17 protein-coding genes are annotated in these 23,209 nt (G+C 68.6%); 5 read left to right on the forward strand and 12 right to left on the reverse strand.

What is annotated here, in order from left to right; genetic code table 11:
- Positions 1–11: 11 nt before the first annotated feature.
- Positions 12–1,013 carry an AraC family transcriptional regulator gene (locus Q0Z44_RS10300; RefSeq protein ID WP_298012300.1) on the reverse strand — a complete coding sequence of 334 codons (1,002 nt, stop codon included), beginning with the start codon at positions 1,011–1,013 and terminating at the stop codon, positions 12–14.
- Between the two features lie 198 nt (positions 1,014–1,211).
- On the opposite strand from Q0Z44_RS10300, the gene Q0Z44_RS10305 reads away from it, so the two are divergent.
- Positions 1,212–2,783, forward strand: coding sequence for an NAD(P)/FAD-dependent oxidoreductase (locus Q0Z44_RS10305; RefSeq protein WP_298012302.1), 1,572 nt, complete (start codon positions 1,212–1,214; stop codon positions 2,781–2,783).
- Between the two features lie 12 nt (positions 2,784–2,795).
- Here the strand turns inward: Q0Z44_RS10305 and Q0Z44_RS10310 are convergent, their stop codons facing one another.
- Positions 2,796–4,415 carry a PEP/pyruvate-binding domain-containing protein gene (locus Q0Z44_RS10310; protein WP_298012306.1) on the reverse strand — a complete coding sequence of 540 codons (1,620 nt, stop codon included), beginning with the start codon at positions 4,413–4,415 and terminating at the stop codon, positions 2,796–2,798.
- Between the two features lies 1 nt (position 4,416).
- Complete coding sequence (locus tag Q0Z44_RS10315; RefSeq protein ID WP_298012309.1) at positions 4,417–6,363, reverse strand: phosphate transport regulator; 1,947 nt, start codon at positions 6,361–6,363, stop codon at positions 4,417–4,419.
- Positions 6,364–6,516: 153 nt separating this feature from the next.
- Here Q0Z44_RS10315 and Q0Z44_RS10320 point away from each other — a divergent pair, with 153 nt between their 5' ends.
- A complete protein-coding gene (locus Q0Z44_RS10320; RefSeq protein ID WP_298012312.1) occupies positions 6,517–7,149 on the forward strand; it encodes a hypothetical protein in 633 nt (210 codons plus the stop codon).
- Positions 7,150–7,185: 36 nt separating this feature from the next.
- Here Q0Z44_RS10320 and Q0Z44_RS10325 read toward each other — a convergent pair whose 3' ends face one another.
- The 4 genes from Q0Z44_RS10325 to Q0Z44_RS10340 form a co-directional block, all read right to left on the reverse strand.
- Positions 7,186–8,751 (reverse strand): methyl-accepting chemotaxis protein, encoded by a 1,566-nt coding sequence (locus tag Q0Z44_RS10325; protein WP_298012315.1) that lies wholly within the window; start codon positions 8,749–8,751, stop codon positions 7,186–7,188.
- Between the two features lie 115 nt (positions 8,752–8,866).
- Positions 8,867–10,933, reverse strand: a complete 2,067-nt coding sequence (locus Q0Z44_RS10330) for a CocE/NonD family hydrolase (protein ID WP_298012317.1) — start codon at positions 10,931–10,933, stop codon at positions 8,867–8,869.
- A 30-nt stretch (positions 10,934–10,963) separates the two neighbouring features.
- The gene (locus tag Q0Z44_RS10335; RefSeq protein WP_298012319.1) at positions 10,964–12,616 is read right to left on the reverse strand and encodes a GMC oxidoreductase; all 1,653 of its coding nucleotides are present in this window, start codon (positions 12,614–12,616) and stop codon (positions 10,964–10,966) included.
- A gap of 38 nt (positions 12,617–12,654) precedes the next feature.
- Positions 12,655–12,855: a hypothetical protein gene (locus tag Q0Z44_RS10340; protein WP_298012321.1), complete on the reverse strand. Its 201-nt coding sequence runs from the start codon at positions 12,853–12,855 to the stop codon at positions 12,655–12,657.
- Between the two features lie 170 nt (positions 12,856–13,025).
- Here Q0Z44_RS10340 and Q0Z44_RS10345 point away from each other — a divergent pair, with 170 nt between their 5' ends.
- On the forward strand, positions 13,026–14,450 hold the full coding sequence (locus Q0Z44_RS10345) for a CapA family protein (protein ID WP_298012323.1): 1,425 nt from the start codon (positions 13,026–13,028) through the stop codon (positions 14,448–14,450).
- Between the two features lie 30 nt (positions 14,451–14,480).
- Here the strand turns inward: Q0Z44_RS10345 and Q0Z44_RS10350 are convergent, their stop codons facing one another.
- From Q0Z44_RS10350 to Q0Z44_RS10370, 5 genes are all read right to left on the reverse strand, one after another.
- Positions 14,481–15,290, reverse strand: coding sequence for an FCD domain-containing protein (locus Q0Z44_RS10350; RefSeq protein ID WP_298012325.1), 810 nt, complete (start codon positions 15,288–15,290; stop codon positions 14,481–14,483).
- A 74-nt stretch (positions 15,291–15,364) separates the two neighbouring features.
- The gene (locus tag Q0Z44_RS10355; RefSeq protein WP_298012327.1) at positions 15,365–15,583 is read right to left on the reverse strand and encodes a DUF535 family protein; all 219 of its coding nucleotides are present in this window, start codon (positions 15,581–15,583) and stop codon (positions 15,365–15,367) included.
- Positions 15,580–18,660: a CusA/CzcA family heavy metal efflux RND transporter gene (locus tag Q0Z44_RS10360; RefSeq protein WP_298012329.1), complete on the reverse strand. Its 3,081-nt coding sequence runs from the start codon at positions 18,658–18,660 to the stop codon at positions 15,580–15,582. Before Q0Z44_RS10360 ends, Q0Z44_RS10355 begins: the two co-directional genes overlap by 4 nt.
- Position 18,661: 1 nt before the next feature.
- Positions 18,662–19,810 carry an efflux RND transporter periplasmic adaptor subunit gene (locus Q0Z44_RS10365; protein ID WP_298012333.1) on the reverse strand — a complete coding sequence of 383 codons (1,149 nt, stop codon included), beginning with the start codon at positions 19,808–19,810 and terminating at the stop codon, positions 18,662–18,664.
- Positions 19,807–21,102 carry a TolC family protein gene (locus tag Q0Z44_RS10370; protein ID WP_298012336.1) on the reverse strand — a complete coding sequence of 432 codons (1,296 nt, stop codon included), beginning with the start codon at positions 21,100–21,102 and terminating at the stop codon, positions 19,807–19,809. The genes Q0Z44_RS10365 and Q0Z44_RS10370 overlap by 4 nt, the downstream gene beginning before the upstream one ends.
- Before the next feature lie 119 nt (positions 21,103–21,221).
- Here Q0Z44_RS10370 and Q0Z44_RS10375 point away from each other — a divergent pair, with 119 nt between their 5' ends.
- Together Q0Z44_RS10375 and Q0Z44_RS10380 are read left to right on the forward strand one after the other, a co-directional pair.
- The gene (locus tag Q0Z44_RS10375) at positions 21,222–21,899 is read left to right on the forward strand and encodes a response regulator (RefSeq protein WP_298012339.1); all 678 of its coding nucleotides are present in this window, start codon (positions 21,222–21,224) and stop codon (positions 21,897–21,899) included.
- On the forward strand, positions 21,896–23,209 hold a 1,314-nt coding region (locus Q0Z44_RS10380; RefSeq protein ID WP_298012341.1), incomplete at its 3' end, for a sensor histidine kinase. The genes Q0Z44_RS10375 and Q0Z44_RS10380, both read left to right, overlap by 4 nt.

Genomic DNA, 23,209 nt, shown 5'->3' on the forward strand with positions numbered 1-23,209 from the left:
GTTGAATTCTGTCAGCGCCCCCGGTACACAGCCGGACTTTGCCCAGCCCACCTCTGAAAGGCATGGATGAACGCAGCAGACTCCGCATAACCCAGCTGGTGCGCGATGTCCTCCACCGACAGGCTGCTGTGCTTCAACAGATGACGGGCTTTCACGTAGCGCGCCTCGGCCAGCAGGTCTCGAAAGCTGCGCCCTTCTTCACTGAGCGCGCGCCGCAGGCTGCGCTCGCTGAGGTCGAACGTACGGGCCACGGCTTCCACCGTCGGGAACGCCCCGCTGAACAGGCCCAGGTGCGCCAGCACCTTCTCCGACAGCGTGTCGTCGGTGCGTTCCTGCGCTTGCAGTTGCTGGTCGCACATCGCCCGGTACATCGCATGGCCCGAGGCATCGGCTGTCGGAAAGCGCACCTGCAGGTGCTCGTTGCGCAACCAGAACCGCGCCTCATGCTCGCCAAAGCGCACCGGGCAGCCGAAGTAGGTCTCGTACGCCGCCGCCTCTGCCGGGCGGGGATACGGCATGTCGATGCGCTCGGCGTGGATGTCCATGCCCAGCGTGGCCTGCATGTCGCGCACCATCTTGTAGGTGCCCGATACCTCGCCGTCCACGCGGAAGCGGAAGGCCTGGGGCGGCATGGGCATGGGTTGCAGCACCAGGGCGCTCAGGCGCTCGCCGGGCTCCATGCGCAGCGTGCCGAACAGATATGTCAGCTTCTGATAGCGGATGCCCATCTGGAAGGCCTCGTACGCATTGGCGCAGGTCATCAGCAGCATCACCAGTGGGCCGTAACCGGCCAGCCCATAGAAGCCCCCCAGTCGCAGACCGACAAGCGGATCGTGCAGCCCTTCGGCCAGATCGGCGTAGATGCGCAATTCGCGCGAGCGCTCGATGCGCGTGCTCGGATCCAGCTGCTCCAGGGTCAGGCCGTGCCGCTGCAGCACCGGCTCGGGGTCTTCGCCGAGCTGCTTGAGGCCCTGAACCATGTAGATCAGGCCCAGGATCGATCGGGTGCTCATGTTGATTCAGATCAATTTGACAGGCGGGGTTAACCCGGGAAACGGCCCGTTCTGGCCGAAACGATCAATTTGTCGGTCGAATCTAGCATGGCCCCTCGGACTGCGGGCGCCCACCATCGCGCCATGTTCGGAGACACGCCCCTGAATTGCACGGCGCGCACAGGTGGCCTCCACAACCCAGATCCCGAGGGACAAGACATGACTACCGCACACGCTGCCGCCCCCGTCGTTTACCAGGTCGAAGTGGCCATTGCCGGCGCTGGCTTCGGCGGCCTGGCCATGGCCATCCAGCTGCAGAAGCACGGCATGAACGACTTTCTGATCCTGGAGAAGGCGGGCGAAGTCGGCGGGGCCTGGCGCGACAACCATTACCCCGGCGCCGCATGCGACGTGCAGTCGCACATGTACTCGTACTCGTTCGAGAAGAAGTCGGACTGGACCAAGCGCTATGCCCCCTGGCACGAGATCCAGCAGTACATCCTCGACACCGTCAAGAAGCACAACCTGCGCCCGAAGATCCACTTCAACCAGGAGGTGGTGAGCGCCGTGTTCAACGAAGGCACGGGCCGCTGGGTGATCAAGACCGCAGGCGGTGAAACCATCATGGCGCGCCACTGGGTGCTGGCCTCAGGCCCGCTGCATGTGCCGGCCTTCCCCGACATCCAGGGCCTGGACACCTTCCAGGGCAAGGTGATGCACTCGGCGCAGTGGGACCACGGCTACGACCTCAAGGGCAAGCGCGTGGCCTCGCTCGGCACTGGCGGCTCGGCCATCCAGTACGTGCCCGAAATCGCGCCGAAGGTGGGCCAGCTGCATGTGTTCCAGCGCACGCCGGCGTGGGTCATCCCGCGTGACGAGCGCAGCTACTCGGGCCTGCGCAAGGCGATGTTCAAGGCCCTGCCCTTCACGCAGACGCTGCACCGCTGGCGTTGCTACTGGACGAACGAATCGCGCCTGTGGCCCATCCTGAACCCCTGGATGGCCCGCATCGGCGAAGGCCTGCTCAAGAAGTTCATCGCCTACCAGGTGAAGGACCCGGCGCTGGTCAAGAAGCTCACGCCCGACTACACGCTGGGCTGCAAGCGCATCCTGATTTCGAACAAGTGGTACCCGGCCTTCAACCGGCCCAACGTCGAGCTGGTGACCGACGCGATCTCGCACTTCACCGAAACCGGCATCGTCACGAAGGACGGCCGGGAGCGCAAGCTCGACTGCGTGATCCTCGGCACCGGCTTCGTGGTCGACCCGCGCATCTACATGAAGAGCTTCGAGCTGCGCGGCCTGAACGGCCACACCGTGCAGGAGGACTGGAAGGTCAGCCCCACCAGCTACTACGGCATCACCACCGCAAACTACCCGAACATGTACCAGCTGGTCGGGCCGCACACGGGCCTGGGGCACAACTCCATCATCTTCATGATCGAGGCGCAGGTGAACTACATCATCGAGTGCATCAAGCTGGTCAAGCGCAAGAACGCCGACTGGATCGACGTGAAGCCGCAGGCCATGCAGCGCTTCCTGGGCGAGATGACGCAAAGCCTCAAGGGCACGGTGTGGAGCTCGGGCTGCAAGAGCTGGTACCAGACGGCCGATGGCATCAACTTCGCGATCTGGCCGAAATCGACGTGGCGTTACTGGCTGGAGACCCGCTCGGTGAAGGAGGCGGATTACGTGTTCGGCAAATGCAAGGCGCACGCCGTGACCGGCGCCATCGGCACACCGGCGGGCCTGGCCGGTCAGGCCATGGCGCGCATGGGCGGACCGCGCTAAACGGTAGCCCTCTCAGGGCATCGCATCGCCCTGCAGGGCCACCAGGCGGGCACAGAGGTCGGCGGGCACATCGGCCTCGGTGCGTGCCACCCCGCGGTAGATGCGGCCGGCGTGGCCATCCAGGGTGAGGGTCTCGCCCTCCTGGAAAGTCTGGCCGCCCAGTTCCACGCGGCGGGCAGCCAGGTCGATGCGCAAAGCGTCGCAACCCACCAGGCAGACCTTGCCAAGCTGCCGGGCCACCACCGCGGCATGGGAGGTCCGTGCGCCGCGCTGGGTCAGCAGGCCCTCGGCCTGCTCCAGCGCGGCGATGTCGCTGGTTTCGGCATCCACCCGCAGCAGTACGGTCGGCACGCCCTGCGCCTGGCGCGCCCGCACACGGGCCTCATCCAGCGCGATCTCGCCGCTGGCCACGCCGTCACAGGCTGCCACGGCTTCGGCCAGCGGCACCAGCGGGGCGCCATCCTCCCCCACCACACGCCGCGAGGTCAGGTGAGCCTGCGTCAAGTGGTGTACACGCGCCAGCGCTTCGGCCCGTGTGATGAGGCCTTCATCCAGCAGGTCCAGCGCAATGCGGGCCGTCGCGCGCGGGGTGCGCTTGCCGCTGCGCGTCTGCAGCATCCACAGCGTCCCGTCCTGCACGGTGAACTCGAAGTCCTGCATGTCGCCCAGTTCACGCTCGAGGTGCTGGGTCGCCTCCTGCAAGGCCTGCCAGGTCAGCGGCAGCACGCTCGCCAGCAGGGCGTGGCCGTGCGCGCTGTGGCGGCCAGAGACGACGTCTTCGCCCTGCGCATTGAACAGGAAGTCGACCCACAGCCCTGGCTCGCCGGTGGCGGGGTTGCGCGTGAAGCCCACGCCCGCGCCCGAGCGCCCGCCCGCATTGCCGAACACCATGGTCTGCACGGTCACGGCGGTGCCGATGTCATCGGCGATACCGTGCGAGGTGCGGTAAGCCTGCGCGCGCGCGGACTGCCAGGAGGCGAGCACGGCCGTGATGGCCTCCGACAGCTGCATCCGCGGGTCCTGCGGGAACGCGCGCCCGGCGTGTTGGTGGTACACCGCCAGGTGCCGGTGGGTGAGGTCTCTCAGTTCGGCGAAATCCAGATCGCGCTCATTGCGGCCGCCCGCCAGCGCCTGCGTGGCGTCTTCGAAGTGGCGGGCGTCGATGCCGGCCACCACCTCGCCATACGTGGCCACCAGCCGGCGGTAGGCGTCCCAGACGAGCCGGGGGTGCCCGGTCTGCCGCAGCAACCCCGGCACGGTGGCTTCGCACAAGCCGATGTTGAGCAGCGTTTCCATCATGCCGGGCATCGACACCGGCGCACCCGATCGCACCGACAGCAACAGCGGGCGGCCCCCATGGCCCAGCCTGAGCCCGGTGCGCGACTCCAGCGCGGCCAGCCCGGCCTGCCAGGTGGCCGGCTGCGCCGCGGCAGCACGGGATGCCGCATCGTGGCACCACCCCGTTCCCAGCACAAAGGCCGGCGGCACCGGGAGGCCCATGTCGGCCATCCTCAGCAGGTTCCACGCCTTGAACCCCATGGTGGCGGGGCCCGGCTCAGAGCGGGTCGGGCGGGCCGCCGACGTCTTGGGCAAGCAGCCGATGAAGTAGGTGTCGTGCAGATCGGCTGCCATCTCAGGCCCCCTTGACGGACTGATCGAGCACGAGGGCGCGCAGGGCATAGCCGGCGGCGAGAAGGCGGTCCGATGCGAGCTCGAGGCTCAGGGCCAGGTCGTTGGCCAGCATCAGCGCGGGCGCATCCTGCACGTTGCGCAGGATCTCGCGCCGCGCGTGGCGCAGCAGTTCGTCGCACTGCTTTTCGGCGCGCACCACATTCCAGGTGGCGGCAAGAAACGCGTCGGTGTCGTTGGTCTCGCTGGCGTGATCCAGTGTGCGCGCAATGGCGAGCGCCTTCACATGCTCCTGCACCGCCTGCAGCACCGTCTGCGCCAGCCGGGACAGGGCCTGCCGCACCTCGACGTTCCAACCGTGCTGGTGGTGGTCGGCCACCAGGCCTATCAGAAAGGCAGCTTCTTCGAGCGCATCCGCCACGTCGTCAGACAGGCTCAACAGTTGAACCACCGGCGCCAGGCGCGGCCGGCGCTCCGCCTCCTGCCGCGCCTGCATCACCAGATGGTCGGCACGACGCTCCCAGGCCTTGGCCCGGGCGGCCAGGTCGGCGGCGGCATCACGCAGGCCGTCGTGTCCCTGCAGCAGTACATCGCTCACACCCTGAGCCAGTGCATGGCACCAGGCGGCGTGTTCTTCCAGCAGGTCGAAGCCGGCGCCGCGCTGGTGCACCATGCGCGACAGCAGCATGCGGGCCTCGTCGGCCAGCAGGGCCGCAGGCTCACCGCGGCGCAGGGCTTCGCTCGACCGGACCAGCACGTCCACCAGGAAATGGCGTGCGCCCTCTGCGCCCAGCACCTCGTCCAGGCGGTCGCCGATGCGGAAGGCGCCCTGGTCGACATCCTGCATGGCCTGCCAGACCAGGTGCTCGCCACCCGCCTTCAGCCAGCCCATGTGGCCTGCTTCGGCCTCGGCCGCCGCGGTGAGCACCGCCACGGCACCCACCTTGTCCACGAAGTGCAGCAGCCGTTTGCGCGCCCGGTTCCAATCGATCAGGTAGACGATGCGTGCGCCGATGCCCTCCAGCGTGGCCTCCAGCGCCGCATCGGTCTCGGGCTCGAAACGCACGGTGCCGACCGTGTAGGCCTTGCCCTCGTTCAACTCGGCGGTCTGCCGCGATTCGACCCCCGACCAGATGCCGCCCAGGGGGCCCAGCATGGCCTGGAAGAACGCAAATCGGCTGCGGTGAAGATCCGAATAGGGCAGGCTGATGTGCCGTCCCTCGACCTGGATGACGAGCACATGCGCGTCGTTCGTGCCGATGTCGTTCTGCAGCAGCAGCCGGGCGCCGTCGCGCGTCGCTGCCGTGTCCAGGCCAGGGTGGTCGAACTTCAATGGCGCGGTGCGATTGAGGCCCCGCATGAAAGCGCGGATGCAGGCACGGTCAGCCTCGTCGATCTGCCAGACATGCGCGCCCTCGATGACCTCGCTGGCCAGCTCGGCAGACAGGCGGTTGATGGCCTTGTGCAGGTCCATGACCAGCAGGTGCAGGCTGTCGTCGCCATGCCGCTGTCCGTGCGTGAGGCTGCGCAGGTGCGCCCGGTCGAGCTGCTCGCCTTTCAGCCCCGCAAGCCAGTCCTGCCACTGGCGGACACGGGCATGGGGCTCGACGTCGTCGGTGCAGGCCTCCAGCACGGGGCGCGCCATCACGGCGAGGTCTTCGCTCAGCGCCGTGACGAGCGCGGGCAACTCGGGCAGGAGCAGGGCACCGTCGACGGCGCTGGCGCCCGCGGGCATGTCATGCAGCCAGCCGGCCGTCTCCAGCCCGGCCGCACGCAGCTCGCTCGACAGGTCGGGCGGCTCCTGGTCGGGGTGGGCCGCCCGCGTGGCAGATGCCTGCAGCACGGTGAGGTAGACCTTCAGCCGATCGTTGGCCGCCAGCGCGGCCTTCACCCAGACCGGCATCAGCAGCCCCCGATGCCCCAGCGATGCCACTGCCTGCTTCTTCAACATGCCGCCCTCCTGACGTGGTTGCACGTCGGAAGTCTGGGCACGAAGTATGACGAGGCCGTGGCACCCCCCAGGATGGGCGTCCACCGTGCATTCCGATGAATTACCTATAATATTTATACGATTTCATCAAGTAGTCACACGAAGAGGATTTCCATGACCACGCCCGCCGCTGCACCCGACAAGAAGGCCGAATCGCCTGAACAGAAGCCCGCCGATGCGGTGGTGACGCCGACGCCTGCCGTGGTGGCCCCTGCGGCGCCCCCGAAGCGCGTGCGCACCACGAAGGTCAAGGCTGTCGAGCCGGCGCCGGCCGCCTCAGCTGTGCCCGCCGAAGTGCCCGCGGTCACGCCGGCCCCGGCAAAGAAGGCATCGCCCGCCAAGGCACCCGCGCGCACGCCGGCGAAGGTGGCGAAGAAGTCGACCGGCACGTCGGTGCGCGCGCGGAAGACCGCGCCGAAGGCTTCCGCCGCCCCCGTTCCCGCCCCGAGTGCCACCAAGGTGGAGAAGCCGGCCAAGCCCGGCAAGGGCGTCAAGGCCGACAAGCCGGCCAAACCCCCCAAGGCCGCCAAGATCAAAATGGTGCGCGATTCGTTCACCATGCCCAGCGACGAATGGGCACTGATCGACCGCGTGAAGTTGCGCGCGCTGGAATGGCGCATGCCGGTCAAGAAGAGCGAGGTGCTGCGCGCCGCCCTGCACGCGCTGATGGGCCTGAGTGACGCCCGCCTGAAGGAGACGCTGGCCGCACTGGCGCCCATCAAGAAGGGCCGCCCCAGCAAGGCGTGAACAAGCGGGGGCCTCTCGATGGCCCCCGCGTGCTACTTACACCGTCGTGGCCCGGGATGCTTCCACCCGGAACACCGACACCAGTTCAGCCAGCCGCGCTGCCTGGTCCTTCATGCTGGCCGCCGCCGCGGCGGACTCCTCGACCAGGGCAGCGTTCTGCTGCGTCATGCCGTCGAGTTCGCCCACGGTGCGGTTGACCTGCGAGATGCCGGCCGACTGCTCTTTGGTTGCCTCGGTGATCTCGTTGATGATGTGGTTGACCTGCTCCACCGCGGTCACGATGTGGCCCATCGACGTGCCGGCCTCTTCCACCAGCCGTGCGCCGGCCTCGACCGACTCGACCGACGCGCCGATCAGCGACTTGATTTCCTTGGCGGCCTCGGCCGAGCGCTGCGCCAGCAGACGCACTTCACCGGCCACGACGGCAAAGCCGCGACCCTGCTCACCCGCTCGCGCAGCTTCCACGGCGGCGTTCAACGCCAGGATGTTCGTCTGGAACGCGATGCCGTCGATCACCGAGATGATGTCGACAATCTTCTGCGAGCGCTGGTTGATCTCGCCCATGGTCGTGACCACCTGCGACACCACGGCGCCGCCGCGCTGGGCGGCACCCGCCGCCTGACGGGCCAGATCGGCTGCGGTGCTGGCCGACTCGGCGGTCTGCAGCACGCCGGTGGCCACCTGTTCCATGGACGAGGCGGCGCCCTGCAGGCTTGAAGCCGTCTGCTCGGTGCGGTTCGACAGGTCCATGCCACCGGAGGCCACCTCGCTGCTGGCCACGCGGATGGAATCGGTGGAGTAGCGCACCTCCTGCACGATGCCGCCCAGCGACTGGCGCATGGCCTGCAGCGAGCGCAGCACCTCGGACACCTCGTCCTGCCCTTCGATGCGCGACGAGCGGGTCAGGTCACCGTCGGCAATCGCCTTGGTCACCTTCACCACATGGGCCAGCGGGCCCGTAACGGACACGGTGATGGCGCGCGCCACCAGGACACCGATGAGCAGACACGCGCCGCCCAGCGTCAGGATGAACATCTGTGCTGCGCTTACCTCATCGTCCACGGACTTCTGAATGGCTTCTGCGCTGGCCTGCTTCCTGGCGCCCACATCCGCGATGGCGGCCAGATAACGTTCGGCCAGCGGCATCATCTCGCGGTCGATGAAGGCCGCGGCTTCGGGTTCGCCGGCCTTCAGCCGCTTGAACGCCTCGTCCCGGGACGCCACGTAGGCCTTGCGGTGTTCCGCAATGGCCTTGAACGTGGCCCGCTCCTCGTCGGTGTTCGCGCCCTCTTCCAGCGCCTTCTGCAGTTTGGAGATCTCGGCCGAAGTCTGCTTGATCTGGCTGCCGAACTGCGCCTGCACCGCGTCGTTGTTGCCCGACTTGGCGATGGCCAGTGTGCGGGTCACGTTCAAGGTGGTGAGGCTGTGCCAGTGCTCGGCCATCTCGGCCACGGCGCTCACCGCCGCCACGCGGTCGCCCCCTTCGCGGGTGGACTGCAGCTTGAACCAGCCAAGCGCGCAGATCCACACCACCAGCGTCAGCACCACCGCAAAGCCGAGCCCCAGCCGCCGGCCCATCTTCAAGTTGTTCAGTGCCTTCATGACGCTCGTCTCCTGGTGATCTCCCAGGTATTTCGGGCAGGAACAGACCTTCTTGAGGAACGGGCCGCCGCCATACCGCCAAGTAAGCACGGCGGCGGGCGCTGAGAAAGCGTCCTCAGTTCAGGGCACTGGTCGGCACCACGGGCAGCACCACGCTGGAGGGGCGAGCCGGGTCGCTGTAGATCGTGGTGACGTTGCCCAGCGCCCCGGACTGCTGGGGCGCGGGCCACACACCCATGGCCTGGTTGCTCGCGCTGATGGCGATGCGCAGCTTGTGACCCTTGCGCACCAGGGCCGCAGCCGGGAACACCTCCACCGGCACCAGCATCGGCTGGCCCGGGATCACGGCCAGCCGCGAAGCCTCGGTAAACGGATGCCAGGGCTGGATCATGACGCCGTTGACATGCCGCGATCGCATCGGGTCGACCGCCCGGAAGGCGGCCGACTGCAGGCCCGTGCTGATGGGGGTGGCCTTGCCGAACACATCCACATCGTCAACCCGCACGGCCAGGGCGGCGTCGGACCGCGTGGTCGACATCCAGATGTCAGCCTGGATGGGCCCGTTCAGGTAGAGGTCGCTCTGCAGCGGCTCGGTCTCATAGATCACCGCGCCCTGCGCCCGCTCGACCACGGCGCTGTTCGTGTAGCAGGCCTTTGGCAGCAGGCCCGGCAAGCCCAGCGACCACTGCACGAAGCTGCTCGAGCAGTCGCTGCCATCGTTGATCTGGACCTTGGCCTTCACCGTCGTGCCGTCCTCGCTCTTCTCGTAGGTGATGACGGGGGCGGCCGGTTCTCTCACCGTGCGGGCGGCCTCCACCGTGGTGGGCTTCAGTGCGCTCAGCTTTGCGCTGCCGCGCAGGTACATGCGCTGCGGGCTCATTTGCGGATGCGGCCAGTCGGTGGCCCGCGCGTACCGGGTGCTGCCCAGCACACCGTAGCCTTCCACGAACTGCGTGACGTTGGGCAGCGCGGCGGCGCCAGTGTCCATGCCGCGCAGGTACTGGTCGAACCACTGCAGCATCAGCGAGGCCGAGCCCGGCGCGCCACGGGCGGTGAGGTTGTCGGCGCCACTCGAGGCAGCCAGCACCGCCTGGATGTGGGCACCCTTCAGGATCACCAGCTTGGTCGTGGCGCTCTGCTTGATCTGCTCGTACAGCAGAGGCTCGTCGCGCTGGAAGATGTCGTTTGAGCTGCCCACGAGAAAGGTCGGCACCTTGATGCGGCTTGCACCTTCGATGGGCGAGCGCACCGACCAGAATGTGCCATCGTCCGTCGCATAGCCCGGCTTGCCCGCCAGCGCATTGCCCACAGTGGGCAGGTACCAGCTGTCGATCGACGCAATGTGCTGCTGGTTGGCCGCCTCGATCTGCGCCGCGTAGGCCGGGTTGCTCTTGATCGCGAGGTCGTTGGCCACGCTCAGCGAATGGGTCAGCGGCAGCCAGATGCTGATGAAGTTGGCGTTGAGCAGGCCGCCCGGGCCCACGGTGCCACGGAAGGCGTCGCCCATCGGCACTTGCGCAAACACCGCCTTCACCGCGGGATGCTGCTGCTTGGCGGTCTGCAGGCTGGTGATGCCCAGGAACGAGGTGCCCGCCAGGCCCAGGTTGCCGTTGAACCAGGGCTGCTTCGTGATCCAGTCGACGGCGTCGGCGTACGCGGCCTGCTCGGCCTCACCCAGCAGGGCCGCCTCGCCGCTCGACATGCCGGAGCCGAGCACGTCGACCGCCACCGAGATGTAGCCACGCCGGTTCATGAAGCGGTCCTGTCCGCCCACCAGCAAGGTGTTGCCCGTGCCAGAGACCGAGCCAAGCAACTGGCCGACGTCAATGCGATACGCCGTCTGGGTCAGGATGGCCGGAAAGGCGCCTGGCACGGGCCTGCCTTGCGCATCGGCCGGCACCGACACCAGCACCGCCAGCTTGTGGCCACTGCGGGTGGTGATGAACTGCAGCGGCAGCGTGATGGAGCCGGGGTGCTCTTCAGCCCGCGAGTACGCCTTCCACACCGCGCCTGCGTTGCTGGTCACCGGTGTGAGGGCCTGGGCCGTGGTGCCCCGTGTCCCCAGCGTCGTGGTCTGCGCGGTCGCGGTGCCAGCCAGGCACAGCGCGGCCGCAGCCAGGCTGAGTGCACGCAAGGTGGCCGGCACCGAGGTGAGGCGGTCAAGGGTTGAAGATGGGATCATGGCTCCTCCAAGGGGTTTGAAATGGGCGGGTCAGAAATCGCGCAGCAGGATGTGCTCGATGTTGCGTTCAGCCAGTGCGGCAACGGTGAGGGCCGGGTTGGCCACCAGGGCGCCCGGGATGAGGGCGCCGTCCATCACGTACAGGCGTTCGTAGCCGGCCACGCGGCCGAACAGATCGGTGGCCTTGCCCAGCGGGCAGCCGCCCACCGGGTGGTAAGTGGTGCTGTCGGCAAAGGTCTTGCCGCTGAACAGGTCGGTGCGGTAGTGGGTGCCGGCCGCCTGGTTCACGCGGTCGAACACGTGCCGGGCGCTGCGCACGGCCGGCGCGTTCTGTCCGTTCCAGTTCAGCACGGCGCGGCCGGTGGCCGGGTCATACGCGAACGTCCCGAGCTCGGGGTTCTGCGTCATGACGATGTTCATGTTGGTCCAGGACTCCACGCCCAGCGGGAGCGGAATGTTCATCGAGAACACGGGCAGACCATCCTGATCCCGGGCGTGGAATCCCGTGGCCGGCACCAGCGACTGCTTCGTGCCGGTGGGATTCCACACCGGGTTGCCGCGCACCACGAAGATGTCGCTGTTGGCGCTCCACTGTGTGCCGATGGCACGGTTGAGGTTGGGCAGCGTGCCGGTCTCGCGTGCGCGCACCAGCATCTCCGACGTGCCCATGCTGCCGCCGGCCAGGAACAGGTGGTCGCAGCTCAATGCATAGCGGCGCAGCAGGTTGCCCAGCGCGTCGATCTCTTCGACCGTGACCACGTAGCGTCCATCGGGGGCCTGCTCGATGCGCTTGACGGACGACAGGGCGCGGATGCTCACCCGTCCCGTGCCCAGCGCATCGGCCAGGTAGTTCTTCGTGAGGTCGCGCTTGCCATGGTTGTTGCCATAGCCGCCCTCCATGCCGAGCGCCGACTTCGGCACCAGACCGGCTTCTTCCTGCTCCATGTACTGGAAGTCGTAGCCGCAATCGAGGAACTCGGTGCTGTAGCCCGCCCTGGCAAGGGCCGCCCGGTTCACGCGCGCGTAGCGGTGATAGGGGCTTGCTTCGAAGTAAGCCGGTCGAATCCGGTTCTGGTTCAGCTGTGCCAGCGCCCGGGGGCAGAGCCGGCGCAGGAAGTCGTCGACATCGAAGCCGGCCGGCATCAGGGTCCGCAGCACCTCGCGTTGCGGCGTGATCAGGATGGCCATGTTGACGAGCGAGCCCCCGCCCACGCCACGGCCACCGTAGACGTCCATCGCCCCGTTGGGTGCTCGCAGCACGTCCAGAACACCGGCCCCGTATGGCACCTTGATGTGGATGGGGATGTTGAACAGGCTGGTCGTCACCGCGGCCGCGCGGGTCGAGAACCACATGGCCCGCTCGTCGGGCTTGAGGCTGTTGCAGAACACCTTGCCGTCGGCGCCCGGCTTGTTCCACAACTGCCCCATCTCCAGCATCGTGACCGGCACGCCGGCCTGCGCGAGCCGCATCGCCGTGACGGCGCCGCCATAGCCGGTGCCCACCACGAGCGCCCGCACGTGGTCCACCCCGGCGGCGGCCTGCGCCGCCTGGGCCGCGGCCGCCGCGACACCACCCAGGGCCACCGTGCGCCCCAGACCGGCCGTCGCACCGACGGTCTGCAGGCCCCATGCCGCTGCGGCATCAAGAAGCTGTTGTCCGAACTGACGACGGGTGCTGGCCATGGATCCCTTTCTGGTGTGCGGTTCAGTGAGTGGCCATGCTAGGAAGCGCTCTCGCCGTCGGCATTAGCCGCAGCGGCCATCATGTGGTCGAACTGCGCAAGCGGCGCCCACTCGCCGTCCTCGGGCAACTCCTCCATCGCGCACAGGCCGCAGCGGCGCAGCAGATCGCGCGAGTCCTGGCCTTCCACTTCCAGCGTGTGGGCAAGGATCTTCAGGTTGACGGAGGAGACACGCAGCATGGCAAGGCAGGAGGTTTCACGTGACGAGCATGGGCCGCCCGGCCCTTCATCGCTGTCCGTGAAATCCATGCCGTCACCGCATTTCGGGGTGTGGAAACCTTTCCCGACGCTGCGCCCGACCGGCGTATGCTCTCGCGCAAATTCGCACCCCGCGCCCTGCGCTCCTTGCCATGCACGCTGCTCCTGCCTCGCACCGCCCGTCCGCATCCCGCCCGCGGCGGCCCGCCCTCGCCCTGGCCCTGGTGATGTGGGGTGGCGTCGCGCACAGCGCCGCTGCCGAACCGACGCCCTCGGCCTTTCCAGAACTGCTGTGCGCGCTGCGCGTGGCGGGGCACACCCAGCTGGTGCGATCGCCCCTCGCGGCCGACCCGTACGCCCCCAGGGCCGCGGACGTGCGCGGACGCTTCCGTTTCAAGGCCGTGCTGCTGGGCCAAAGCATGCAGGCTGCCCATGCGACGGTGACCGTCACCGACACCGAAGCCGAGGAAGGCCCCGCAGTGCTGCAGCAGGTGAGCTGGCCGGCCCCGTCCACCGACGCCGTCGGCCTCCTCACCGACGCCGATGCGTGGGCCCCCCGCCTCAGCGGCTGGCAGCGCGTGTACTCGCCTTACCTGGGGCGCGAGCTCACCTGGGGCTGCGCTCTGGTGCGTTCAGGCGCCACGCCGCGCGGGACAGCCGATGTGGACGGCACCGTCCCATCCGTGGTGGCCGCGCCCTCGCCTGCGCCCCAGGTCAGCATGACCGACGCCGGGCCCACCGTGCGGCTGGCCTGGATGGGCGACGTGATGCTGGCCGACGGGCCGGGGCAGGTCATCCGCCGCGGCGGTGACCCGTTCGCGGCGGTCGCCACCCGGCTGGCCACGGCCGACCTCCGCATCGCCAACCTCGAGTGCGTGATCGCCCGCGGCGGCAAGGCCCTGGCCAAGCCCTGGACTTTCCGGGCGCATCCGCGCGTGCTGCCGGTGCTGCAGAAGCATGTCGATGTGGTGTCTCTGGCCAACAACCACTCGGGCGATTACGGCGCTGAGGCGTTCGAGGAGATGCTGACGCGCCTCGACCGTGCCGGCCTGCCCTATGTGGGCGGCGGCCGCAATCTGCGCGAAGCACACCGGGTCCAGGTGATCGAGCGCAAGGGCGTGCGCATCGCGCTGATCGCCTACAACGAGATGTTCCCCCGTCGCTTCGAAGCGGGCGACGACCACGCCGGCATCGCCTGGAGCGACGATGAACAGGTGCTGCACGACATCCGCCTGGCGCGGGCCCGGGCCGATGTGGTCATCCCCTTCATGCACTGGGGCCAGGAAGACAATGAGCAGGCGCATGCGCGGCAACGTGCGCTGGCACGCCGCATGATCGAAGCGGGTGCGGCGGCCGTGGTCGGCACGCACCCCCACCTGGTCCAGGACACGGAGATGATCGACGGCAAGCCTGTGATCTACAGCCTGGGCAACTTCGTGTTCGACGGCTTCACCAAGCCGCTCAATAACACGGGCGCCCTGCTATGGATGGACGTGAACCGCCGGGGCGTGGCGTCATGGCGCATGGAGACCGTGCGCATCGATGCACGCGGCGTGCCCCACCCGGCGTCGAAGTAAGGAAGGGGCCGCCGCCGGGCGGCCGCCGCTTCACCGCTCGCGCCAGGGGTCGGGCAGGCTGCCGCCCTGCACGGCTGCGCGGCGCACCGAGCGGGCCTCACGCTCACTCTCGTCGCGCATGCGCACCAGCGTGCGGTCCACGAAGTCGATGTGGGCTTCGGCCGCTGCCTGCGCGGCGGGCGGGTCGTGCGCCTCGATGGCATGGAAGATCGCCAGGTGCTGCGCCAGCAGATCGCTCGACACCGTGCCGACAGCGAACAGGTTCGCGATGTTGTCGTGCACGTGGGTGCGCATCATCGTGAACAGACTGGCCAGCAGGTGGCTGAACATCGCGTTGTGCGCCGCATCGGCAATGGCCTGGTGGAAGGCCGCATCGGCCTTGGACAGGGCTCCGAGGTCCTTGGCCGCGTGCGCCGTCTGCAGCGTCGTGACCACGGCTCGCAGGCGCGTGAGGTCGGCCTCGGTGGCGCGCTCGGCGGCATAGCGCGCCGTGCTGCCTTCCAGCATCCGTCGAAACTCCAGCACGTCACGGCGCAGTTCGGGGTGGCTGGCCACCATGCTCTGCCAGGGGCTGGAAAAGCTGGCTTCCAGCTGGTCGGACACGTAGGTGCCGCCGCCCTGGCGGCTGATGAGGAGCCCGCGGGCGGCGAGCTTCTGGATCGCCTCGCGCAGTGAAGGCCGCGACACGCCGAGTTGCTCCGCCAGGGACCGCTCGGGAGGCAGCGCATCGCCCGCCTTCAGGCTGCCCTCCAGAATCATCGATTCGATCTGCTGGACGATGGCGTCTGAGAGCCTGGGCACGTTCACCCGCTTCAGGGGCTTGGGGAGGGCGTCGTTCATGGGTCGGACTGGGGGCACGGACCGAACGATAGCAGGTCAACGCGGGCCCCGCGCCAGGTGGGCCTCTGCCCTGCTCAGTCCCAGTCGGCCCGGATGGCCTGTGCCATGCCGTCAAGCGCCAGATAGCGGCGTCGGTACATGGCACGCTTGCGGGCGTCCACTTCTTCCAGCGGGCGACGCTCCAAAGCCCGGGGCAGCTGCCAGTGGGCGTCGGCCCCCTGCGTCCCACCGGCTTCTTGCCAGAACGCCCGGTAGTCGAAGTGGACGGCGGTTTCGGCCGTCACGGGCATCATGCTTCGGACTCCGGCTCGAACACGCCGAGCAGGGTAGGCAGCAGCAGCAGCGTGAACACGGTGGCAGAAATGATGCCGCCGACGATCACAAGGGCAAACGGTCGCTGTGTTTCGGAGCCGATGCCGTGCGACAAGGCGGCCGGCAAGAGACCAAGCCCGGCCATGAGCGCCGTCATGAGGATGGGCCGCAAGCGCACGACTGCCCCCTGGACGATGGCCTGGCTGCGGCTCAGCCCGTTGTCCAGCTTGGACTGCACCTCTTCGACCAGGATCACGCCGTTTTGCACGCAGATGCCGGCCACGGCGATGAAGCCGACTGCCGCCGAGATCGACAGGTGCATGCCGGCCAGGCCGAGGGCGACGAAGCCGCCGATGAGGGTGAAGGGCACCATGGCAAGCACGAGCGTGGCACGCAGCACCGAGCGGAACGCCCAGAACAGCAGCACGAAGATGCCGCCCAGTGACAGCGGCACGACCACCAGCAGGCGCTTGAGCGCCCGTTGCTGGTTCTCGAACTGGCCGCCCCACGTCATCGAATAACCCTGGGGCAGGTGCACCGTGCGAGCAACCTTGTCCTGGGCTTCGGCCACGAAGCTGCCCTGATCTCGACCACGCAGGTTGGCCTTGATGTGCACCATGCGTCCGCCCGCCTCACGCGAGATCCGCGTCGGGCCTTGTCGCACCGAGACCGAGGCCAGCTCGGACAAGGGCACGCTGCCGCCTCCGGGCAGGGCCACTGGCAGGCGTCCAACGGCCTCGATGGCATCGCGATAGGGTCGGTCGAAACGCAGGGTGACGTTCGCGTTGCGCCGGGCCTCGTAGAAGGTGTTGACCGTGCGGCCCCCCAGCGCGGTTTCGACCACCGCATTGAAGTCTTCGATGGTGACGCCATAACGCGCCAGGCGATCCCGGTCGGGCAGCACCGACACCTCGCTGAGCCCGCTGATGCGGATGGGCTCGACGTCGGCAGCGCCCCGGATGCCGGATAGCACGGACGCCACCTGATCGGCCTTCTGGCTCAGCACCTCGAGGTCGGGACCGAAGATCTTGATGGCCAGTTCGCCCTTGCCGCCCGACAGCGCCTCTTCCACGTTGTCCTGGATGATCTGACTGAAGTTCGGGTGCACGCCCGGGATCACAGTCATGCGGCCGGCGAGATGGGCGATCAGCGCCTCCTTGTCGGCAAAGCGCCAGGTGCCCCGGGGCTTGAGGTCGGCCAGCATCTCGATGCTGTTCGGTCCCTTGGGGTCGGTGCCGTCGTCGGGGCGTCCAATGTGCGTCACGACCTTGCGGACCTCGGGGGTCTCCAGCAGGATGGCGCGCAGACGGGACTCCACCGCGCGGGTCGAGGCCATGCTGCTGGAAGGCGGCAGGCTGAGCGTGATCCACAGGTTGCCTTCATCGAGCTTGGGCAAGAACTCACTGCCCAGCAGCGGCACCAGCAGCAGGGCCGCACCCAGCACCGACACCGAACCCACGATCACCATGCGGCTGCGTTCGCGGCACCACAACAGCGAGCGCATGTACTGATCCTTCAGCCTGTCCATCCACGGCAGGTGCTTTTCGAGCAGTGTGCGGCGACCCAGGAGAAAAGCCAGCATCGTGGGCACCCAGGTCAGCGTCAGGACAACGGCGCCGGCCAGCGCGAACGACAGCGTGAAGGCCATCGGCGAGAAGATCTTGCCCTCGACCCGCTGGAACGTGAAGATGGGCAGGAAGGCCAGGACGATGATCCCCTTGGAGAACACGATCGGGTGGCCCATGGCGGTGGCCGTCTGGCGCAAGGCGATCAGGCGGTGCGCCGGGTCGGACCGCGCGGCGCCCTCCGCCGAATCCAGCGTGAGCCGCACCATCAAGGCTTCGACCAGCACCACGGCCGAGTCGATGATGATGCCGAAGTCGACAGCGCCCAGCGAGATCAGGTTGGCCGACATCCCCTTCAGGTGCATCAGCGTGAACGCGGTGAGCAATGAGAGCGGGATGACGCTGGCCACGATCAGCGCGACCGCCCAGTTGCGCAGGAAGAGCACCAGAATGGCCACCACCAGCACGGCACCCACAAGCATGTTCTCGGCCACCGTGTGCACGGTGTGTTCGATGAGGTCGCGGCGGTCGTAGATGCGTTCGATGTGCACGCCCTTGGGCAGCCGTGATTCGAGCTCCTTGAGCCCACCGGCCAGCGAGGCGATCACCTTGGCCGGGTCCTGGCCGCGGATCATGTTCACGATGCCTTCGACGACGTCGTTGTCGCGGTCGAGCGCCACGATGCCGGAGCGCTCACGCTCGCCCCAGGCCACTTCGGCCAGATCGTCCACGGTGATGGCCGTGCCGTTGCGCGCGGCGACCACGGTGCGTCGCACATCGGTCAGCGAGGTGAACAGTCCCAGCGAACGCACCACCAGCGCCTCGTCGCCGCGCACCAGCACGCCGCCGCCGGCATTGGCACTGCCCTTGGCCAGCGCGGCCTGCAGTTCAGACAACGAGATGCCGAACTTGGTGAGCGCGTCGGGCCGGGCCCGAACTTGCACCTCCAGCAGGGCGCCGCCGATGGTGACGACGTCGGCGATGCCGGGCACGCGGCGCAGTGCAGGCCGCACCACCGTGTCCTGCAGCGTGCGCAGCTCGGACAGCGGCATGCCGGCCGGACCACGCAGGGTGTAGCGGAACACCTCACCCACCGCGGTGGTGAGGGGGGCCAGCTGGGGCGTGGTGCCCGGAGGCAGGCTCACGTTCTGCAGCTTCTCGAGCACCTGCTGGCGCGCGAAGTAATCATCCGTGCCATCCGAGAACAGCAGGGTCACCACCGACAGGCCGGTCATCGAGACCGAGCGCAGCTGCGTGATACGCGGCACGCCGCTCATCTCGGCCTCGATCGGCCGCGAGACCATGCGCTCGACCTCCTCCGGCGCACCGGACGGGTAGGCCGTGATGATCTGGACCTGCACGTCCTGCACGTCGGGGAAGGCCTCGACGGGCAGGTTGCCCACCGCGTAGCCCCCCACCAGAAGCAATGCCCCGATGACGAGCACCACGAAGACGCGCTGATTCAGCGCGAAACGAACCATCTTGTCGAGCATGTCAGTCGTCCGATGCCAGTTCAGCTTCGAGCAGGATGGCGCCCTGCGTCACCACGCGGTCGTCCGGCTTGAGGCCAGCGCGGACATGGCTCACCAGGCGGCCACGGTGGGCCAGGGTGACCGGCGTGCGGGCCAGCAGCCCCGGCGCGCGCTCGACGAACACGAAGTCCTGAACGCCGACCGTCACGAGCGCGCTGTTGGGCACCTCCACCGCGGCTTCGGCGCCGTCTGCGAGCGGAACAAGGCGCACGAACAGCTCGGGGCGCGCGCCCGGAACCGGCTCGGCAATGTGCGCACGCACCGCCACGCGCCGGGTCGCGGCGTCCAGCATGTTGCCCACGTGCACGATGCGGCCGCTCATGGGCGCCAGCGAATGGCCATCGTCCTCGATGCGCACGGTCTGCCCCAGGCGCAGGACATTGGCGTCGGCCTCCGGCACATCCGCCACCACATCGAGTCGACCTGGGTCGGTGACGACAAAGGCCGGATCGGCCGCATCCGGGCGCAACTCCTGCCCCGGGTTGAGCTGCCGGGACGCCACCACGCCGGCCAGCGGCGCCCTCAGCGCAAAGCGCCCGTCGGAGGCCACCGAGCCCAGGCTGCGCAGCCGGGCCGAGGCACGCTCCAGCTCGGCCTGCGCCACACGGGCCTCGGCCCGAGCCGCTTCCAGCTCCCGCGTGGCGATCACCCCCGCCTCATTCAAGCCCTGCGCGCGCCGCCATGCCGCTTCACGGCTGTCACGGTCCGCCTCGGCCTTGCGCGCATCGGCCACGGCCGCCGCGGCATCCGGGGCCACGACCCAGGCCAGGACATCGCCCGCCCGCACCAGCTGGCCGGGCCGGGCCACCACCTCCACCACCCTTCCGGGCAGGGGGCTGAACACGCGCACGGTGTGGTCTTCATCGGGCACCAGGCGTGCCGGCAGCGGCTCGACCAGCGGCGGAATGGAGCGCTTCACCGGCTGGATCGCCAGGTGAGCCAGTTGAGGTGAACCGGGTGGATAGCGCAGTTGGTCCGGCGCGATCCGGGTCGTCGCCGAGGCGACGGGGGTCTCTGGCTCCGCCTGGTCGGGAGCAAAGCGGGAGGCGGCCACGGCGAGGCCGACCACGGCGGCCGCGGCCCCCGCGTACAGCTGGAAGGTCTTGTTCATGGGGTAACGACGTGAGCAGCAGAGAGGTCGGCACCGGGCAGGCCCGGGGCGTCGACGAGAAGAGCCAGGGTGGAGCGGACCATGGCGTGGTCGGCTTGTGCGGCAACGTGTTCGAGCTCCACCGCGTGCAGCGTGCGGCGGGCATCCAGCAGGTCCTGCAGGCCCAGCGCGCCCTGAGTACGGGCGTACTCGCTGGCTTTGAGCGCCTCGCGCGCCTGCGGCAGCAACTGCCGCTCGATGCGCGTCAATCGCGTGCGGGCGGTTTCCCATGCCGCAAGCAGGTTCTCGAGTTCCGCCTGGGCCACTGCGAGCGTGCGCTCGTGCTCGGCACGGGCGTCTTCGAGCTGGACCAGCGCCTTGGCCAGCGGGCCGGCCTGGCGGTCTGCCACCCCCAGCGGCACCGACACGCCAATGCCCCACAGGCGCTGCCCGACGGGCGGATCGTGCTCGAACTGCACGCCAACCGTGACATCGGCCTTGCGCTGGGCTTCGGCCAGCGACACGGCCGCTTCTGCCTGGGCCATTCGCTCCTGAGCGGCGCGCACTTCAGGTCGACGGGCCACGGCGGCCTGGATCATGGCGTGATCCAGCGGGATCGCCCGTTGGTCATCGGGCCAGGGATCGTCCGCGCTCAGTGCGGCTGCGCGCTCGTCGCGCTCGAGCGCCAGCACCTGGCGCAAGCGCTGGCGGGCCTGCTGCAACTGCAGCTCGCTCTGAGCCTGCTCGTTGGCCGCCCGGTCGGCCTCGACGGACAGCCGGGTGGTTTCCAGCCTGGAGAGATCGCCACGGGCCAGCCTCTCCAGCGCGATGTCGCGGCCCTGCGCGGCCAGCCGCGCGTTGTCTCGGGCAATGTCGGTCTGGGCCTGGGCGAGCTTCAGGCGCCAGTAGGCCTCGGCCGCCGCGGCCGACTGCAAGCGGGCGGTCGCCTGAACGTCCAGACTCGCCGCGGCCACGCCGGCCTCGGCCACCTTTGTGCGCCAGGCACGCTTGTCACCCCGTTCCAGGGTCTGCTCAAGACGCAGGATGGTGTCGAACGGGCGGGACCAGGGGCCGCCGTGACCCATCTGCCTGGGATTGATGGCCAGCGTGTTGAGGCTGAGCTGCATCGCCGGCGTGACACCGGCCGTGACCAGGTCGGCGCGGGCTCCTTCGAGCGCCCGTCGGGCCGACGACACATCGCGCCCCGCCTCCACGGCCCGTGCCATCGCGGCAGACAGCGTCCATGACGCACCCGGCGGGCCGGCCGGGGCCCCGTCCGCCGGGGCAGCGTGGGCCGCAAGGGCGCCGGACATCAGGAGAATGACAGCACAAAGACCAGATCGCATGACTTCCGGTCGAGTCGCCGACGGTGGCAAACTGACCGGGGCGCAGTCTCCTGCCGCTTCCTTTCACGAACCTTTCACGGCCTTGCATGCGCCTGCTCCTTGTTGAAGATGACGCACCCCTGGCCGCCGGGCTGGCCGCCACGCTGCGGCTCGGCGGCTATGCGGTCGACCCGGTCTCGACGGCCGCCGATGCCCGTGCCGCCGTGGCGGTGCAGCCCTTTGATGCGGTGATCCTCGACCTCAATCTGCCGGATGGTGATGGCCTGACATTGCTGAGGGAATGGCGGCATCGTCGGGTGCGGCTGCCGGTGCTGATCCTGTCTGCACGCGATGCCGTCGAGGACCGCGTCACCGGGCTGGATCTGGGTGCCGACGACTACCTCACCAAGCCCTTCGACCTGCCGGAGCTCGAGGCCCGCCTGCGCGTGCTCATCCGTCGCAGTCAGGGCGCCTGGGACAGCAGCGTTGCGGCGCTGGGCCCGCTGTCGCTCGACACGGCCGCCCGCCGCGCCACCTTGAACGGGCAGGACATGGGCCTGACCGCGCGCGAGTTCGCCTTGCTGCGCATGCTGGTCCTGCGATCGGGCCAGATTCAGCCGAAGGAAGCGCTGATCGCCCGACTGACGGACTTCGAGCAGGACATGAGCGCCAATGCGCTGGACATCCTGGTACATCGGCTGCGCAAGAAGCTCTCCGGCAGCGGTCTGGGCATCCGCACCCTGCGGGGGCTGGGCTATCTGCTGGAGCAGGAGCCCGAGGCGTGAGAGGTAGCACACTCCAACGCCGGCTTGCGCGCCGGATGGGCGCGGTGCTGGTTCTCTTTGCAATCGCTGCCGCAGTCATCGTCTTCCAGCTGGCCAGCCGCTTCAGCGAGGAAGCGTACGATGAATGGCTGCTCGATACCGCGCGCTCCATCGCTCAGCTCATCAGGCCCCACAATGGCCTGCTCATCGCCGACCTCGCGCCGAACACACTCGATGCCGTGGTGTTCGATGCACACGACCGCGTGCTCTTTCGCATCGACAGCCCGACGCAAGGGCTCATTGCCGGCCAGACCAACCTGCCGCCTGGCACCCACACCGAAGGACACACCGTTCAGTACCACGACGTGGTCATCGACGGTCAGGCCATGCGACTGGTTCAGGTCACCCGCCTGGATCTCGTTCCCGGCCACCCGGTGGTTGTCAGCGTTGCCGAAACCCTCCACAAGCGAGACCGCCTCACCTCGCGTCTCATGGTCACGGTCATGGGGCTGATCGGGATGCTGGCCCTCGTCACCATGTGGGTGGCTGCCGACGTGATTCGCAGCGGCATGCGGCCGCTGGCCTTCCTGACGAAGACGATCCGCGCTCGCCAGCGCGACGACTTCACGCCGGTCTCCAGCGACGGGCTGACCGACGAGCTGCGCGTCTTCACCTCGGCACTCAATGACCTGCTGCGCCAGTTGGACGAAGCCGTGGGGCTGCAACGGCGCTTCGTCACCGACGCCGCCCACCAGCTGCGCACGCCCCTGGCCGCGCTGAAGGTCGAGCTGAGCCATGCCGAGCGGGAAACCGATCCGGAGCAGCGGCGCCTGGCCATGCAGCAGCTCGGCGAAGGCGTGGAACGACTGGCGCGGCTGGTGCATCAGCTCCTCGGCCTGGCCCGCGCTGAACCGGGCGCCCTGACCCGGGTGGCGTTCAGCGACGTGTCGCTCGGCCCTTTGCTGCGCGAGGTGACGACCCGGTTCGTGCCCATGGCGCTGCGGGCCGACGTCGACCTGGGCTACGAAGAGCTGGGGCACGCGACGGTGCGGGGCGACGCCCTGCTGCTGGAAGAAGCGGTCTCGAACCTGATCGACAACGCCCTGCGCTACGCGGGGCGCGGCGCCCGTGTCACGGTGCGGCTGCGGCTGGATGGCGCCCACGCCTGTGTCGAGATCGAAGACAACGGTCCCGGCGTGCCCGTGTCCGAGCTGCCCCACCTGGGCGCACGCTTTCACCGGTGCCCGGGTAGCCCCGCAGGGGGCTCGGGCCTGGGCCTGTCCATCGTGCGCGAGGTGGCCACGCTGCATGGCGGCAGCGCTGCCTTCGCG

The organism is uncultured Aquabacterium sp., assembly GCF_947366995.1.
GTDB lineage: Bacteria > Pseudomonadota > Gammaproteobacteria > Burkholderiales > Burkholderiaceae_C > Aquabacterium.

What these genes read in the sequence shown, in the direction of transcription:
- Q0Z44_RS10370 (WP_298012336.1), bottom strand. Translation starts at nt 21,102, where the DNA reads ATGTCCGGCGCCCTTGCGGCCCACGCTGCCCCGGCGGACGGGGCCCCG.
- Q0Z44_RS10315 (WP_298012309.1), bottom strand. Translation starts at nt 6,363, where the DNA reads ATGTTGAAGAAGCAGGCAGTGGCATCGCTGGGGCATCGGGGGCTGCTG.
- Q0Z44_RS10305 (WP_298012302.1), top strand. Translation starts at nt 1,212, where the DNA reads ATGACTACCGCACACGCTGCCGCCCCCGTCGTTTACCAGGTCGAAGTG.
- Q0Z44_RS10310 (WP_298012306.1), bottom strand. Translation starts at nt 4,415, where the DNA reads ATGGCAGCCGATCTGCACGACACCTACTTCATCGGCTGCTTGCCCAAG.
- Q0Z44_RS10320 (WP_298012312.1), top strand. Translation starts at nt 6,517, where the DNA reads ATGACCACGCCCGCCGCTGCACCCGACAAGAAGGCCGAATCGCCTGAA.
- Q0Z44_RS10350 (WP_298012325.1), bottom strand. Translation starts at nt 15,290, where the DNA reads ATGAACGACGCCCTCCCCAAGCCCCTGAAGCGGGTGAACGTGCCCAGG.
- Q0Z44_RS10355 (WP_298012327.1), bottom strand. Translation starts at nt 15,583, where the DNA reads ATGATGCCCGTGACGGCCGAAACCGCCGTCCACTTCGACTACCGGGCG.
- Q0Z44_RS10345 (WP_298012323.1), top strand. Translation starts at nt 13,026, where the DNA reads ATGCACGCTGCTCCTGCCTCGCACCGCCCGTCCGCATCCCGCCCGCGG.
- Q0Z44_RS10365 (WP_298012333.1), bottom strand. Translation starts at nt 19,810, where the DNA reads ATGAACAAGACCTTCCAGCTGTACGCGGGGGCCGCGGCCGCCGTGGTC.
- Q0Z44_RS10325 (WP_298012315.1), bottom strand. Translation starts at nt 8,751, where the DNA reads ATGAAGGCACTGAACAACTTGAAGATGGGCCGGCGGCTGGGGCTCGGC.
- Q0Z44_RS10335 (WP_298012319.1), bottom strand. Translation starts at nt 12,616, where the DNA reads ATGGCCAGCACCCGTCGTCAGTTCGGACAACAGCTTCTTGATGCCGCA.
- Q0Z44_RS10340 (WP_298012321.1), bottom strand. Translation starts at nt 12,855, where the DNA reads ATGCTGCGTGTCTCCTCCGTCAACCTGAAGATCCTTGCCCACACGCTG.
- Q0Z44_RS10360 (WP_298012329.1), bottom strand. Translation starts at nt 18,660, where the DNA reads ATGCTCGACAAGATGGTTCGTTTCGCGCTGAATCAGCGCGTCTTCGTG.
- Q0Z44_RS10300 (WP_298012300.1), bottom strand. Translation starts at nt 1,013, where the DNA reads ATGAGCACCCGATCGATCCTGGGCCTGATCTACATGGTTCAGGGCCTC.
- Q0Z44_RS10375 (WP_298012339.1), top strand. Translation starts at nt 21,222, where the DNA reads ATGCGCCTGCTCCTTGTTGAAGATGACGCACCCCTGGCCGCCGGGCTG.
- Q0Z44_RS10330 (WP_298012317.1), bottom strand. Translation starts at nt 10,933, where the DNA reads ATGATCCCATCTTCAACCCTTGACCGCCTCACCTCGGTGCCGGCCACC.